Here is a 16,082-nt window from a genome sequence, read left to right as displayed (position 1 = left end):
CCTGAAGGGTATGTATCAGGGGAAATTTTAACAAACATAAGGGGACTGCTTATATGCAGCCCCCTTATGTTTCCGGCTGGTTCATCCTGCTGTTTTAATTTCCAAGCATACTTTTTATCTCCGCCCTAAGCGAGTCACTGCTTCTAATGTATCTTTTCCCTTCTCGTAAATCTCCTTGTAGAGCAAATAATATTCTTCATACAAGGCATGGATATCCGCCCTTGGCTCAATCACAGCATCCTTATAGCGAACCATCTCCCTGCAGGCTGAGGGAATGTCCTCAAAATAGCCCGTTCCTACCGCCGCACCAATGGCTGCGCCAAATACTGCCTGTTCCTGATGACGGGTTGTTCTCAATTCCCTGTTAAAAATATCCGCCTGCATCTGCAGCCATGGGCCGCTCCTGCTTCCACCGCCAATGGCTGTCATAGAAGTAAACTCTGTTCCTGCCTTTTGACAAGCCTCCATGCAGGAATACAAGGCAAAAGTTACCCCTTCCATCACCGCCCGAGTCATCCGGGCTTTATCTGTGAGAAAACTCAGTCCCCAAAACACGCCGCTGATATCCGCATTCATTCTCGGACACCTCTCTCCGCTTAAATAGGGAAGAAAAATCAAACCGTCACAGCCGGGCCGAATCTGTGCCACCTCCTGATTCATTGCCTCATAGTCTGTCTGACCAAGAAGCTGATTCAGCCATCTTAAGCTGGAACCTGAATTGGTTGTAGCGCCCATTACATACCAGCGTTCTCTGTGATATCCCTGAAAGGTATTTAATCCAAGAGCAATATTTCCCTCAGGCTTGTCTGTCTGGATGCAGACCTGGCCTCCGCTTCCAATATTGACCGTGGCCTGACCTTTTACCACGGCGCCGCTGCCAATACTCTGCATGGCCTGATCTCCCCCGCCGAACACCACGGGGATTCCCGCCTCTATTCCCAGCTCCAACGCCGCTTTTTGCGTCACGCTTCCTGCTATCTCTATACTGTTTTTGCATGGCGGGAATATCTCTTTTGGAAGCTTAAGCTTATGCAGAATGTCATCTGACCATACTCCCTTTCGCAAATCAAAAGCCAGTGTAGCAGAAGCATCGGAATAGTCCGTTCCAATCTCTCCTGTAACTCGAAATCGAAGATAATCCTTGGGAAGCATTGTATAAGCCGTCTGTTCCAGGCTCTCCATCTCATTTTTCTTAAGCCACAAAAGTGTTGGAAGCATAATTCCCGGAGAAATTGGATTCATCAGTATCCTTTCTGCATCCGCTCCAAGCAGAGCTTGAATCTCCTCTACTTCTTTCCCCGTTCGCGCATCACAATGAATGACAGCCGGCCGTATTACCTGAAAATCCTTGTCTAATAATACAGTTCCATGCATCTGGCCTGAAAAACCTATAGCCTGAATATCCTTTACTTTACCCTCAATCTGATCTCTGACCATGGAAACTGCCTTTTTTAAAGCCTCCCACCAGGCATCTGGTTCCTGCTCTGCATACCCATTCTTTTCACAGATAATGGAATAAGGGCTGCTGGCCAGGCCGGCTATATCTCCTTTTTCATCTACTGCAATTACTTTCAGACTGGATGTTCCCACATCAATTCCTAAAAAGTGGGGCATTTCCTTTCCCCCTTTCTGTATCTATACCACATCTCCCTCACAGCAATATCTGCCAAAACCAGGCAGCCTCTATTTATACAAACAGTTCAACTTGTACCAATGTCATTAAGTTAAGCACCAAAAGGCTTGTGAAGGCTTCGGGCAAGAACCGCCACCCCTTAAAGGGGCGGCCCTCCTCCCCTACGCCGGTCAATTTTTGAAGCTTAACTTAATGACATTGCAACTTGTACGCTTGCTCCATTGCCAGCGGGAATAATTTGTACGTATATATTCAAGCATATGTGTCCGTATGTGTCAATACGATTTTTGTAAATCCCTTACTGTTTCCCGTTCTACCAGGCTGGGCTCAAAAAAAGCATCTGCACCTGAATTGGGATTTTTAATCAATTGCAAAAGATTCATGGCTGCCCTTTCCCCCTGTTCCACTGGCTCCTGACGGATACTTGTGAGTTTTTTCTCTCCAAACATACACATATAGGAATCGTCATACCCCATAACCGACATATCCTCCGGTACCCGAATCCCCTGTTTCTTTAAAAGCTCAATAATGCCAAGAGCCATCTCATCATTGAAACAGAACACGGCTGTGACCTTAGAAAGACAGCTTCCTATCAGTTCCTCATTTTCCAGAAAATCCTGAAAAGTCTCATATTCATACCATTGTGCCCATCCTGGTTCTTCCTTAATTCCGGCTTCCATAAGTGCCGACTGATAACCGGCATACCGCATGCAGCCGCTGCATTCTGTCCGGTTCATAATGGATGCGATTCGGGAATGTCCCTTGGCAATCAAATATTTTGCTGCCATTTTTCCGCCTTCATAGTCATCCATAATCACACACGGAAAGCCTGAATAAGGCAATTGACCTCCAAGAGTAATACAGGGGATTCTTAATTGGCGAATTTTTTTGTAAAGATACAGGTTTGCATAGATGCAAGCGCTCCGGGCCGGCACAAGCAGAATCCCGGCATAGCCTTTTTCTATGGCATCCTCCAGGCATCGGGCCTCATCCTCCGGCCGATTATCGGAAAAGGTGATATTTAAAGCGTAATCATTCTCCTTCAGCACGCTCTCTACTCCTGCAATATATTGGGAGAAAAAATAATGCTGGGCAAAAAGTGCTATGAACATGATTGTCTTTGAATTTTTCTCTCCGATACGAGAAGACTTTACAAAGCTGCCGCTCCCCTGAACCTTATGAACATAACCATCCTTGGCCAGTTCTTCTAACGCCTTGCGGATGGTCTGCCTGCTAAAACCGTATTGTTCCATTAGTTGAAGCTCAGAGGGCATCTTTTCCCCCCGTGCCATACGGCCGGACACAATCTCTTTTTTCATTTCTTCATATACAATCTGATACTTTGAAATTGTCTCTTTCATCTTCATTCCTGTTCTCCCAATTTATGCAAATTATTTTTCTTAATCATAAATCAGGTTTTGCAATCCTGCAAGCATGTTTCTACCGTATCCTTTGATTCTATTTCTGCATGGCCCCAATACTGTATTGGCTCCCAACTAATCAGCCCATTCCTTTTCTATTGACTTTTCTTCTGTCATCAGGTACAATACAACTGCAAACAACTTATACGTACATATTATTATACATGTGACTACAGATTTTTTCAAGATGAAGAAGGAGAGATTTCATGAATTCTATTTTCCAAACCAATTTTGACCACTTTAAAGAAGCAATAAATACTACATCCTCTGATTACTTTGCCCCGGCTCTGGAATGTATTGAGGCTACAAAGCAGGCAATTTTATCCGGCAATAAGATTCTGCTCTGCGGAAATGGCGGAAGTGCTTCTACCGCTTCCCATATTACCAATGACTTTATCGGCCATATGACAAACTGGCACCGAAAAGGGTATCCTGCTATTGCTCTCACTGCCGATATTTCTGTTTTAACTGCTCTAACCAATGATTTTGGCTATGATGCTGTCTTTTCCAGACAGGTGGAGACGTTGGGTGTAAGGGGAGATATTCTATGGGGGTTCAGTACAAGCGGCAACTCTCAAAATGTTATCCGTGCCGTTGAATCCTGCAAAGAAGCAGGCATCAAGACCGCTGTCTTTACCTGCAGATCAGGCGGAAAGCTGAAGGATATGGCAGATATCTGGATTCCGGTGAATACAGACGAGCCTATGCTGGCGGAGGCGCTCCATCTCTTTTATATTCACAGCATTGCAGAAAGTATTGAACTGGATCTGGATCCTGTTCAGTAAAATGTACACCTCGAAAGCTCCCAGTGGCTTTCTCCGCTGGGGGCTTATAGATAAAGCATATCCTTTCAGGGCTGGCGGACTTTGTCCGTTAAGATATATATTTTTTCGATATCATATTCCGGAGCAAGTGATTGAGCAATACGGCTGATTTCCTGGACCACTTTCAAATCTTCATCCAGAAATTCCGCTATTTCCTCCGGGGTTTTTCCTTTTTGGAGTGCTCTGCAGATCATCTGAATTTTTTCTTTTTCCCGTCCAATCTTCTCGCCTATCTTCTCGCCGCTTTCCCGTATCAGCCGCTCCCACTCTTCTGTTCTCATATATGCCGCCTCCATTTCTCCGCTTTGCTTAAGCTGGGCTATCTTGCTATGCAGACGCTTCAGGCGTTCGTCACAGTTCTCCGAAAGAATCTTTTCATCACTTTTCTCCACATAGTGAAGAAAATCGATTAATGACTGCTCGACCTCACTATTATTGCTGCCCTTGGTATTTAAAATTACCTTTTTGCATTCATCTCCAAGGGGCAGCCCTAACACCTCTTCACAATAATTACCGAAAGTATAGCGATATTTTCCGTGATGGTAAAGGTCAAAACCGCAGATAACCACAATGCAGGAGGGTCTTAAGTTATCAAAGCCTTTCTCCCCACTCTTCAAAAAAGGAGCGTCTAATAATGCCTGATAAAATCTGGTCCTCTTGGGAATGTTCCCTTCATTGCGTTTCTGCATTTCCACATCAATGAAATTTCCATCTCCGTCCTCCACGCAAAAGTCCATCCGTATCCCACGTTTTCCCGGCAGGTTGTGTACAACCTTCTGTCCTTCCTTCCACTTAATACTTCTCAAAGTAATTCCAAGAGAGAGCTCAATAATAATCTTGCATGCCTCCAGATCTGCAGTGGTTACATCAAAGAGAAAGTCATCGATCAGATTTAATTCCTTCAAAGGTTTAAAATCCGCCTTCTCCGGCATCTGCTTATTCAGTTGTTTTGTCTCTGTCATAGAATAATTCCTTTCTATTATAGTTAATTTTCTTATCTTTTGCAATCAAAGAACTGTCCTCTTACCTCCCTTTTCCTGTTCTCAGCATCATAATTTGGAAATATAGCCGAAATGGCTGTGAATAAAAATTTTGTCCTGTTTATGCAGAACTGATAGGAATAATTCTACTTGGTTATCTGCAGAAAGTCAACACATTATCCCCATATTTTGTAAATGCCAGCATTTCACAACGACACAGAAATTCTTTCTGGCAGAAAAGCCATACACAAAGTCCATGTGAAAGCCTAAAGGAAGTCCTGCTTCTTTTAGTGAAACATATATAACTGGAAAAAAAGACAAGAACTTCCCGATATAACTCCATACCAAATAATATTTTCCAAATCCCCTAATAGGTTCGGAGCATATTTCTATATTAAGAAAACTCATCCAAGAATTCCGCTGCCCCCAATGATCCCCACTACTTTTTCAATAGCCAAAACATCATACACCAGCGCAAACCTCACGTAACCCTCACCCAGATCGCCAAAAGCTGTTCCCGGTACTGCGATAACTCCGGTCTTTTCCATCAGGTCCAGAACAAACTGCTCGGAGCTCTGATAATTCTTCGGAATGGGCGCCCACACAAACATGGTTCCCTGGCTGTCCGGCACGTCCCAGCCAATGCTTCGAAATCCTCCGCAGAGAGCCCTGCTTCTGCGTTCATATTCCCTGCACTGCTCTTTTACCGCTTCCTGCGGACCAGTGAGGGCAGCAACAGCAGCTTTCTGAACAGGCAGGAAGATGCCATAGTCGATCTGAGAACGTACCTTTTTAAACTGCCGGATCACAGAAGCATTGCCAAGGGCGAAGGAAATGCGTGCGCCTGTCATATTATAGCTTTTGGACAGGGAATAGAATTCAATTCCCACTTCCTTTGCTCCCGGATAGGACAGAAAGGACTTTCCTTCTTTTCCCTGAAAAATAATATCGGAATAGGCATTGTCATGAAGAATGACAATGTTATATTTTTTTGCAAATGCAATCAACCTTTCATAAAATTCGTCCCCTGCCACAGAACACACAGGATTGGAGGGATAGGATACCAGCATCAGCTTTGCGGTCCGGGCTGTTTCCTCCGGGATATCCTCAAACACAGGCAGGAAATTATTCTCCGCATACAGGGGATAGGTTTCTATCCTTGCTCCGGAAAGCTCCGGACCATGGGCAAATACCGGATAGCCAGGGTTGGGGACAAGTACGATGTCACCCGGATCGCATAGAGGAATTGCTACATGGGCCATTCCCTCCTGAGAACCATAGAGGGACATGATTTCTTCTGTCTCCAGTTCTACACCGAAACGATTCCGGTAGAATCCTTGTACTGCCTCTAAAAGCTCCGGCTGGTCTGCCAGGGCATATTTATAATTTTCCGGGTTCTTTGCTGCCTGAGAAAGCGCCTCCATAATGTGGAGCTGAGGCTTAAAGTCTGGGGTTCCTACGGAGAAATTATATACCTCTCTGCCTTTATTCAGAAGCTCTGTTTTTTTGTTATTTAATATAGTGAAGATACCTTCTTCTATGGCTTCGGAGCGTTTTGAAAATTGTATTTCCATTATGTTTTCCTTCCTTTTCAACTGCGTATACAGACACTATTCTTATTTTATTCCGATTCATTTCTTTGTCAACGATTTTTTCGTTGTTTTCCTTGCTTTTCCCACTGTCTTCTGGTAGAGTAAGGGCATGGTTGTGATTCACTGATTCGTAAGATGGGAATTGCAGCAAGACTTGTAAATATTAATCTGGATAAAGTGAGGTATGAAGATGGGAATGGACAATAAATGTGATACAACTTCCTGCAATGGGAATTGTGATTCTTGTGACGGGAATATTACAGTGACGTTGACCTTGGATAATGATGAGCAGGTAGAATGTGCGATTCTGACGATTTTTCCAGTAAACGGACGGGATTATATTGCTCTTCTTCCTTTGGATGAGAACGGGGAGAATGAAGATGGTGAAGTGTTTATCTATCGGTATGATAACAGCCAGGGCTCTCCGGTCCTTGAGAATATTGAGGATGACGAAGAGTACGAGGCTGTGGCGGATGCTTTTGACGAGATGCTGGATGCGGCGGAGTACGACGAGCTGGTTGGGGAGGATGAATTGCAGTAAGCCAATGCATTTGACCGAACGGAACTGATGCGAAAAGAGCAGAAACTTATAAAAACATTCTGTCAATTCTTTTTGGCAGAATGTTTTTATTTTCCCAGCATCTTGGTCTTAACGAGTGTGTAAATAAAAATCTGTAAATATTGTTCTCCTAATGATAATGACTGGGACTGTCAAGTCAGCCCCTTTGTAGTTTTTATTCTGCTTCTAAATTCCTACTGCTTTTTCTCAAGCCGGGCCTGAATGTAATCCCTTACTTCTTCCTTTGGCATCTTAAGAGCAATGGACAATTCCGCATACAAATGATCCTCAGCAGCTTTAAAATAACGCTCGTCCACTGTGGTTGCTTTCTTTCCCTGTGCCCTGCGCTGTTCTCTTCTTAAATAAGAGGTCTTAATAATCTGAATCCACTCCTTTGGATTACAGCTTCGGATGGCCTCTTTGTAACGCAGCTCCCGCACCTTGTCATCCTTTTCCCAGAGTTCTTCAATGGTGGGAATGGCATCTACCAGCAAAGATGCTTCTTCCTCTGTCATAACCGCACGAATTACCACCTTCTCATTATCTACAGGTGTAAAGATCCGATTTCCCTTTTTAAAACAGGGATTTAATACATAATAAAGCCGATCCTCCGACACACCCTTGATATCCGGTGAGGTGATGTCTTCAATCTCACATACACCCGTGGTTCCGTAGACAATGTATCTTCCTTTCTCAAACATAGGCATTCCTCACTTATAAAAATGAAAAAAACCGCCTGCTGTCATAAACACAGCGAAACGGTTTGCGTTTTATAACCTCTGTTATCATTATAACAGAAAAATCGAAAAATTTCTAACAAATTTTTCTTGTTTTTCCTTTTTTGTTACATTTAACTGATAACTATAGGTGGATTTTTGGTTATTTTGCTACAGATTCAAGCTTTTTACGCAAAATTCTGCCCACAGACTCATTGATACGCTCCTCAGATATCCTCCCATCTGCAACAGCCCTTTGCATTCCCTCATAGGCCGAAAGAAAATCCTTTGGCATAAGCAGGAGATCCACGCCCGCCTCCACAGCCTTTACCGCCGCTTCATCCGATCCGTAATTCTCAGCGACTGCCCCCATATTCAGGGCATCCGTAATCACCAGACCCTCATATCCCAAGTCCTCTCGCAGAATCTCCGTTATCATCTTATAAGAGAGGGAGCATGGGGTATCGTCTCCAAGCAGATCCGGCAGGGAAATATGGGCTGCCATAACCATATCCACATCGTTCTCATTTGCCGCAGCAAAGGGAACCAGTTCGGCAGCCATTAATTCTTCATAGGTTCTTTTCGCATAGGCATATCCCTGATGGGTATCTGCTTCCGTTGCCCCGTGGCCGGGAAAATGCTTAAAGGTGCTCAAAATCCCCTGCGCATGCAAGCCATTGGACACGGCGGTTGCCAGACGTGTTACTGTCTGCGGATCGCTTCCAAAGGAGCGATCTCCTATAACCGTATTTTTTTCATTCGTTATCACATCCGCATCTGGCGCAAAATCTACATTGAAGCCCAGTTCCCGCAGATAACCTCCTATGACCATCCCTGCCTGATACGCTTCCTCTTCATCCGTTATCTGCCCCATGGGCCGGATATGCTCTACTTGAAAAACCGGATTTTTCCCCACACGGGCCACACGGCCGCCCTCTTCATCAACACAGAGAAATATAGGCAGATTCTCTGTTTCTTCTGCAAACTCCATGGTATTTGCCAACATTTCTTTTGTCTGATCCTCTGACACCAAATTCTGGGCAAAATAAATAAGTCCGCCCACCGGGTACTCCTCCAGCCTGCTTTTCGTCGTCTCCCCGGCTGCGGTAACGGGCGACGCTCCTGTCAACTGCTCCGGTGTGATAATGAACATCTGGCAGATTTTCTGCTCTAAGGTCATTTTATTAAGAAATGTTTCTATTTCCTGCTCTAAAAGCTCTTCTTCTGTGGACTCCGGAGGCTCAGGTTCCTGTGATTTTAAAGGCTCATGCCCCTGTTCGGATTCCTGTGGCTTCGACGCTCCTGTCTCCGTTCCTGCATTTTCCTCATCCGCCGGTTGGCTCTCTTTCCCGTCCTCTTGCGGCTCTGTCCTTGTCAATGAATACCTCCATGCAAATACACTGATACCTGCCAACAGGATAAGCGTCAGTCCTATGAGCAGCTTCCAATACAGTCTCCGTTTTCTCTTATATCTCTTTTTTCTACGTCTTTTCATTTTCCTTAAACCTTATTTTACACATCTTTAAAGCCTGTTTCCGTAATTTTCTCTTGTTCCTTGCGCCAAAAGAATTCTGTTGTCTTTTCAGAAAAATTCTGTTGCATAATTTATATTGAATCATTGTAACATTTAAAAACTATTTCTACAATCAAATTCTTTGATTGAGCGCATGGAGTTCCGGAACGGAATTCATACCATTGAGGCTGCCGCCGCACTTAAGCTTGGTACATGGGAATTTGAGCTTGTGACTTTAGATTACTTTCGATATCAGCAGGCAAAAAGAGCCGCAATCTTCTTGATTTTTCTATATTTCAGAAGACTGCGGCTTTTTTACTCTTTATTTTTCTCTACTCTCTGCTCTCTTTCTCCTGGATTCTCCGGGGGCATACCGGATCTTCCGCCCGGACCTCCATGAAAATTACCTTGCTGTCCGGAAAGCGTAGAGATACTATCCAATTGAATCTGAACGCTCTGCTCTCCTGCATACAAAGTATAAGTCTCTCCCTCCGCAAGCTCCGGGCAGCTAAAGACAACGGAATTACCCGATTTGGCCGCACTATGACTGTACAGAAGCGTTCCCTCGCTGTCAGCAATCCGAAATTCCTCTCCTGCCTCAAAGGACTCCGAAAAACTGTGGCAGAAAGAATACTGTGCGGATGCTTCATCAAAGGTTTCCGCCATGCCGGAGCTGCCAATTGCCAGAACGGTTCCGCCGCTAATCTGGCAGGTTCCGCCATTTTCGCTTCCGGAATCAATCGCTCCGTTTCCCGAGTCCACAGGGCCGTCTACCACAATCTCGCCGCCCTCCACCAAAATATTTCCGTTGGAATCCAGACCGTCGCCGCCTGCATTGATGGCAAGCTTTCCGCCTGTTATATGCAGATTGGGCATTTCTTCTGTGGTTGTATCGGATTCAATCATTCTGAGGCCGGAGCTTCCTCCATTGGCATTTATTCCGTCATCAGAGGACCGGACTGTAAGCTCTCCGTCCCGAATCAGGATCTGATTGGCCTCCAGGCCCTCATAACTTTTATCAATCTGAATGGAATCGCCCTCTATGGTAAGCTCCTGATTGGCATGAATTCCATCATCGCCGGATGCAATCACAAAATTTCCGCCTGTAATCCGGATGCTCCCGTCTGAATGAAAAGCATCATCCTGAGTATCTGCCGAAAAGCTTCCGCCTGAAATATTCATCTGGGTTTTGCATTTAAAGCCCTTTGTACTTACAGATTGATCCTCTTCCTCTTCTGCCTGACCGTCTGGTTTTATTCCCTCCTGGAATCGCTTTCCGCCTTCTTGATTAAATGGCTCACCTCCAGGAGTTGTATTGTTGTCCCCCTTATCCGGCTGTTCTCCCTGCCAGCCTGGTCTCTGCTCAAATCTATGAGAGTCACTTTCCATATCCAGTGAAGCTCCTTCTTCGAATTCCGGCGTCTCTTTTCCAAACTCCGGCGCTTCTTTGCCAAGCCTTGGTGACTCCCCGCCGAACTCCAGCGGCTCTTCACTAAATTCCGGCATTTCTCCGCCTGCAAATCCTGGTGGATTCTCCTCCTTCTTTAGCGTTTCCGAGGCATTTTCACTTCCTCCGCCTGTAACCACCTGATAGGTTCCGCCCGTTACCTCCAAGGCTGTCTCCGCCTGTACAGCATCTCCCTGACTCTCAATCTGAATAATCCCTCCTTCCAGAGAAATCCAACCATATTCTTCACTGGTATCATTATCCGATTTGATTCCGTCATTTCCGGCAAGAATAGTAAGGTCTCCGTCCCGAACAGTCACGGAAGCCTTCCCCTTGATTCCATGGTTCACTGCCTCCACCTGAATCGTCCCACCGTCAATTACCAGATTTCCCGTGGTATGAATACCATTATTGATATACCCTGAAACTGTCAGACTTCCGGTCCCCTGAATATTCAGATCACCGTCTGCATAAATAGCTCCCTTGCTTCCAGAGGGCTCTGATGCCCCATCCTCTTCTGGCGTAATATCCTGAACCTCTCCGCTTTGAATCCGATTTTTTGTCCCTTCTTCCAGTAAAAGCTCTGTCTGTCCCGTGCTCTCTATCTTGACAGCCGCTTCGGAAGCATTTGTCACCTCCACGTCTGCAAGCACCAGGGTCACTGTTTCCGCCTCCCCTGCTGCCACATGAATCTGCCCCTCCTTAAGGGTTCCTGCTATCCTGTAGATTCCTCCACTGGTAATCTCAATCCTGTTTCCAAAGAGCTCTGCGCCGCTGCCCTGAACACGGCTTCCATCCTGCTGCAACAAAATCTGCGTCTGGCCATCTTTAGCTCCTTCCATTCCAAAAGCCGCAGCGCTCTCTATCTTAGAGCTCCCCTGCCAGATTCCCCAAACCGCAGCAACAGACAGCATAAGGGTAAATCCCACAAAAAAGAAAATATTTTGCTTACTCCCTCTCTGAAACATCCTATTCTCCCGATCTATTTTTAAGAAAGCTGTCTTTCTTGTTTCCTTTTCTTTGAAGGATAGCAAAAAAATATGATTTTTTTGTGAAAAGCATATGAAACTTTCTTTAAATACTACGAAGCCTCCCCATTAATTACAGAAATCCTTGGTATCGCTTCCTCCAATACATCCAAAACAATCCGCACTGTATCCAGCGAAGTAAAAGTCGTCACCCCATTTTGCACCGCACACCTGCGTATTGCCACGCCATCCTCATAATGTACCCCAGAGAAAATGGATCTGGTATTAATGATATAGCTGACATACCCGGCTTTGATGGATTCCAGAATTTCATCACTGCCATCGCTGAGCTTTCCCCTGACTCTTGTACGAATCCCCTGATCTTTTAGAAATGCAGCCGTTCCCACTGTAGCTTCAATATTGAATCCCAGATTATAAAACCGCCTTACCAGCGGCAGAGCTTCCTCCTTATCCTCATCCGCCAGCGTCACCACCACCGTGCCGTAATCCTTCATCTTTATGCCGGAAGCCTGGAGCGCCTTATACAATGCCCGGTTCAACCTTCTGTCATAGCCGATAGCCTCACCGGTAGACTTCATTTCCGGGGACAAATAGGTGTCCATGCCTGTGAGCTTCTCGAAAGAAAACGCCGGCGCTTTCACGTACCACCATTTGCGTTCCTTTGGAATCATCTGTTCTATTCCCTGCTCCTGAAGGCTCTGGCCCAACATCACTCTGGTGGCTATATCTACCAGATTGAAGCCTGTAGACTTGGACAGGAAGGGGACACTTCTGGAAGCCCGGGGATTCACCTCTATCACATAAACCCGTTCCTCCTTATCCACAATAAACTGGATATTGAACAGTCCCACAATGCCAATGGCAAGCCCCAGCCTTGTGGTATAATCTGCTGCCAGCGCCTTTACCTTCCAGGATATGGAAAACGGCGGATACACACTGGTACTGTCACCGGAATGGACACCTGTACGCTCTACCAGTTCCATGATTCCGGGAAGAAATACCTGTTTTCCATCACATATGGCATCCACCTCAATCTCTTTTCCCACCAGATACCGATCAATCAATACCGGCCTGTCCTTGTCCGTTTCCACTGCATTTTTCAGATAATAGCGAAGCATTTCCTCATTGGCTGCGATTTCCATGGCCCTGCCTCCCAGAACAAAGCTGGGACGAGCCAGTACCGGATAGCCAATCTCCTTCGCTGCCCGGATGCCGCTCTCTATGTCTGTCACTGCGCGCCCCTGAGGATTTGGGATTCCTAAAGACTTGATCACCGTGTCAAAGGCATCCCGGTTCTCCGCCTTCTCGATTGCCGGACAGTCGGTTCCGATAATCCTCACACCCCTCCTTGCCAAGGGCTCTGCCAGATTCACCGCCGTCTGTCCTCCCAAGGTTACAATGACCCCTTCCGGCTTTTCCAGATGAACAATATTCATCACATCCTCGGCAGTCAATGGCTCAAAATACAGCTTATCCGCAGTTGTATAATCGGTGGAAACTGTCTCCGGATTGTTGTTGATTACAATAGCTTCATAGCCCATCTGCCGGATTGTCCTTACAGCATGAACAGTTGAATAATCAAACTCCACGCCCTGACCGATTCGGATCGGCCCGGATCCCAGCACAATGATCTTCCTGTGTTTCGTCACTACAGACTCATTTTCCTCCGCATAAGTAGAATAAAAATAGGGGACATAGCTGTCAAACTCACTGGCACAGGTGTCAATCATTTTGTAGACAGGGAACAGCTCCATTTCACAGCGCTTCTGATAGATCTCCTCCTCCTGCATATTCCAGAGCTCTGCCACATAGGCGTCGGAAAAGCCCATGCTTTTTGCCGCCTCAAGCAGTTTAAGAGAGCCCGGATTTTCCTCCATCTCCTTCTCAAAATCTACAATTTTCTTAATCTTATCCAGATAGAACATGTCAATCTGGGTAATATTGCAGATCTGAGCATAATCTACTCCCATCCACATTAACTGGGAAATGGCGTAGATCCGGTCATCCGTTCCTTCCTTAATATATTCTAACAGTTCATCCACAGACATGTGTTTGGAATCAAACTTCTCCATATGAATATGATTTTTTCCTTCCTCCAGAGAGCGGATTGCTTTCAGCAGGCTTTCCTCAAAGGTCCTCCCTACACTCATCACCTCTCCGGTGGCCTTCATCTGGGTAGACAGAGTATTCATTGCCGCCGGAAATTTGTCAAAGGGAAAACGGGGCATCTTGGTTACAACATAATCCAAAGACGGCTCAAAGCAGGCCGGCGTGTTGGCAAGCTGAATCTCGTGAAGATCCATGCCCACCGCAATTTTCGCAGAAACCCGGGCAATGGGATATCCGCTGGCTTTGGAAGCCAGGGCGGAGGACCGGGATACACGGGGATTTACCTCTATCACATAGTACTGGAAGGAATGGGGATCCAGTGCAAACTGTACGTTGCAGCCTCCTTTTACCTGTAAAGCCCGGATGATTTTCAGAGCGCTGTCCCGAAGCATATGATATTCCCTGTTGGTCAGGGTCTGGCTGGGCGCCGTCACAATGGAATCCCCGGTGTGAATGCCCACCGGATCCAGATTTTCCATATTGCAGACAGTGATTGCTGTGTCATTGGCATCTCGGATCACTTCATATTCAATCTCTTTATAACCCTTGATGCTCTTTTCAATCAACACCTGATGCACCGGGGAGAGGGCCAGGGCATTCTTCATCATCTCCTCAAGCTCTTCTTTCGTATGGGCAAATCCGCCCCCGGTTCCCCCCAAAGTAAAGGCCGGACGCAGGATCACCGGATAGCCAATCTCATTGGCCGCTTCCAGTGCCTCCTCTATGCTGTATGTAATCCGGGAGGGAACCACCGGTTCTCCAATATTCAGACACAGCTCCTTAAACAGCTCCCTGTCCTCTGCACATTCAATGCTTTTCACATCTGTTCCCAGAAGCTCTATCTCGCACTCCTCCAGTACTCCCTTTTTCGCCAGCTGCACAGCAAGGTTCAGCCCTGTCTGCCCTCCGATTCCCGGAACAATGGCGTCCGGACGCTCAAAGCGGCAGATGCGTGCCAGATATTCCAAGGTTAACGGCTCCATATAAACCTTGTCAGCCACAGAGGTGTCTGTCATAATCGTCGCCGGATTGGAGTTGGCTAAAATCACCTCATAGCCCTCCTCCTTCAGCGCCAGACATGCCTGAGTTCCGGCATAATCAAATTCTGCCGCCTGCCCAATCACAATGGGACCGGACCCAATCACTAATATTTTTTTCAAGTCTTCTCTCTTAGGCATCACCGAGCCTCCTTCATATATTTCACAAATGTTCCGAATAAATAGCTGCTGTCCTGAGGTCCAGGGGCGCTTTCCGGGTGATACTGTACACTGAATATCCGATCCTTCTCACAGGATAGCCCTTCCACCGTCTGATCCAGAAGGTTCCTGTGGGTTACAATAAGACCCGTTCCTTCAATGCTGCTCTCCTTTACTGCATAGCTGTGGTTTTGAGAGGTAATCTCAATCTTTCCGTTTTCCAGATTCATCACCGGATGGTTGCCGCCCCGGTGGCCGAATTTCAATTTATATGTCTCGGCACCATATGCCAGGGAAATGATTTGATGGCCCAGGCAGATTCCAAAAATCGGATATTCCCCTATGAGGCTTTTGATTGTCTCTATAACTGGATCCACATCTGTCGGATCCCCCGGCCCATTGGACAGAAAGATTCCGTCCGGCTTCATAAAGCGTATTTCCTCTGCCGAGGTATTGTAGGGAACTACCGTTACGTTACATCCGAACCGATTCAGGCTCCGAATAATGTTCAGCTTCACGCCGCAGTCAATGGCGACTACGTGGAACCGGGGATTTGCCGTTCGGGAATACCAGCGTTTTTTACAGCTGACTCTGGAAACTCCGTCATGGGGAACCGGGGTTCCATGAATGATCTCCAGTGCCTTTTTTACGGGCATGTCACTGGCTGTAAAAAGCACTCTCTGGTTTCCTTTGTCACGGATGCGGCGAGTTATCTGCCGGGTGTCAATTCCGGAGATTCCGGGGATCCCATTTTCCTCCAAATATTCGCAAAGTGTCTTTGTATATCGAAAATTGGAGGGTGCATCATTGTAATCATGGACAATCAGTCCGCCGATACTTGGAGTTTTGCACTCATAATCTTCATCTGTAACACCATAGTTTCCAATCAAAGGATAGGTCATCACTACAGCCTGGTCTGTATAGGAGGGATCTGACACAATCTCCTGATAACCTGCCATGGATGTGTTGAATACCAGCTCACATACCTGATCTGTCAAAGCTCCAAAGCCTAATCCGGAAAATGCACTGCCATCCTCTAACACAATTTTACGGTTCCTGTTCTTCATAGTCCCCTCCAAATCTTTTCTGAATCGTTTTTATGC

At 46.2% G+C, this 16,082-nt stretch carries 11 protein-coding genes; 2 read left to right on the top strand and 9 right to left on the bottom strand.

The genetic code is table 11. The features are described 5' to 3' along the window. Positions 1-114 precede the first annotated feature (114 nt). Together xylB and VSQ61_RS09440 are read right to left on the bottom strand one after the other, a co-directional pair. On the bottom strand, positions 115-1,614 hold the full coding sequence (xylB, locus tag VSQ61_RS09445) for a xylulokinase (RefSeq protein ID WP_334344188.1): 1,500 nt from the start codon (positions 1,612-1,614) through the stop codon (positions 115-117). A 294-nt stretch (positions 1,615-1,908) separates the two neighbouring features. Beyond that, complete coding sequence (locus tag VSQ61_RS09440) at positions 1,909-3,000, bottom strand: GntR family transcriptional regulator (protein ID WP_334344187.1); 1,092 nt, start codon at positions 2,998-3,000, stop codon at positions 1,909-1,911. A 260-nt stretch (positions 3,001-3,260) separates the two neighbouring features. On the opposite strand from VSQ61_RS09440, the gene VSQ61_RS09435 reads away from it, so the two are divergent. Beyond that, on the top strand, positions 3,261-3,839 hold the full coding sequence (locus VSQ61_RS09435) for a D-sedoheptulose-7-phosphate isomerase (RefSeq protein ID WP_334344186.1): 579 nt from the start codon (positions 3,261-3,263) through the stop codon (positions 3,837-3,839). A gap of 65 nt (positions 3,840-3,904) precedes the next feature. Here the strand turns inward: VSQ61_RS09435 and VSQ61_RS09430 are convergent, their stop codons facing one another. Both VSQ61_RS09430 and VSQ61_RS09425 read right to left on the bottom strand, forming a co-directional pair. Beyond that, a complete protein-coding gene (locus VSQ61_RS09430; protein WP_334344185.1) occupies positions 3,905-4,840 on the bottom strand; it encodes an Rpn family recombination-promoting nuclease/putative transposase in 936 nt (311 codons plus the stop codon). Positions 4,841-5,262: 422 nt separating this feature from the next. Beyond that, entirely contained in the window at positions 5,263-6,432 is a 1,170-nt protein-coding gene (locus VSQ61_RS09425; protein WP_334344184.1) for an aminotransferase class I/II-fold pyridoxal phosphate-dependent enzyme, read from the bottom strand. Positions 6,433-6,646: 214 nt separating this feature from the next. Here VSQ61_RS09425 and VSQ61_RS09420 point away from each other — a divergent pair, with 214 nt between their 5' ends. Next, positions 6,647-6,991 (top strand): DUF1292 domain-containing protein, encoded by a 345-nt coding sequence (locus VSQ61_RS09420; protein WP_334344244.1) that lies wholly within the window; start codon positions 6,647-6,649, stop codon positions 6,989-6,991. 212 nt (positions 6,992-7,203) lie between these two features. On the opposite strand, the gene VSQ61_RS09415 is transcribed toward VSQ61_RS09420, so the two are convergent. From VSQ61_RS09415 to carA, 5 genes are all read right to left on the bottom strand, one after another. Then, positions 7,204-7,710, bottom strand: coding sequence for a CarD family transcriptional regulator (locus tag VSQ61_RS09415; RefSeq protein ID WP_334344183.1), 507 nt, complete (start codon positions 7,708-7,710; stop codon positions 7,204-7,206). Positions 7,711-7,888: 178 nt separating this feature from the next. Next, positions 7,889-9,220 (bottom strand): glycoside hydrolase family 3 protein, encoded by a 1,332-nt coding sequence (locus tag VSQ61_RS09410; protein WP_334344182.1) that lies wholly within the window; start codon positions 9,218-9,220, stop codon positions 7,889-7,891. A 333-nt stretch (positions 9,221-9,553) separates the two neighbouring features. Next, on the bottom strand, positions 9,554-11,653 hold the full coding sequence (locus VSQ61_RS09405; protein ID WP_334344181.1) for a carbohydrate-binding domain-containing protein: 2,100 nt from the start codon (positions 11,651-11,653) through the stop codon (positions 9,554-9,556). Between the two features lie 113 nt (positions 11,654-11,766). Further along, complete coding sequence (gene carB, locus VSQ61_RS09400) at positions 11,767-14,961, bottom strand: carbamoyl-phosphate synthase large subunit (RefSeq protein WP_334344180.1); 3,195 nt, start codon at positions 14,959-14,961, stop codon at positions 11,767-11,769. Beyond that, entirely contained in the window at positions 14,961-16,046 is a 1,086-nt protein-coding gene (carA, locus tag VSQ61_RS09395) for a glutamine-hydrolyzing carbamoyl-phosphate synthase small subunit (protein ID WP_334344179.1), read from the bottom strand. Before carA ends, carB begins: the two co-directional genes overlap by 1 nt. Positions 16,047-16,082: the final 36 nt, after the last annotated feature.

It is taken from the genome of Candidatus Merdisoma sp. JLR.KK006 (assembly GCF_036941035.1).
Lineage (GTDB): Bacteria > Bacillota > Clostridia > Lachnospirales > Lachnospiraceae > Laedolimicola.
This window is presented reverse-complemented; position numbering and strand designations above follow the sequence as displayed.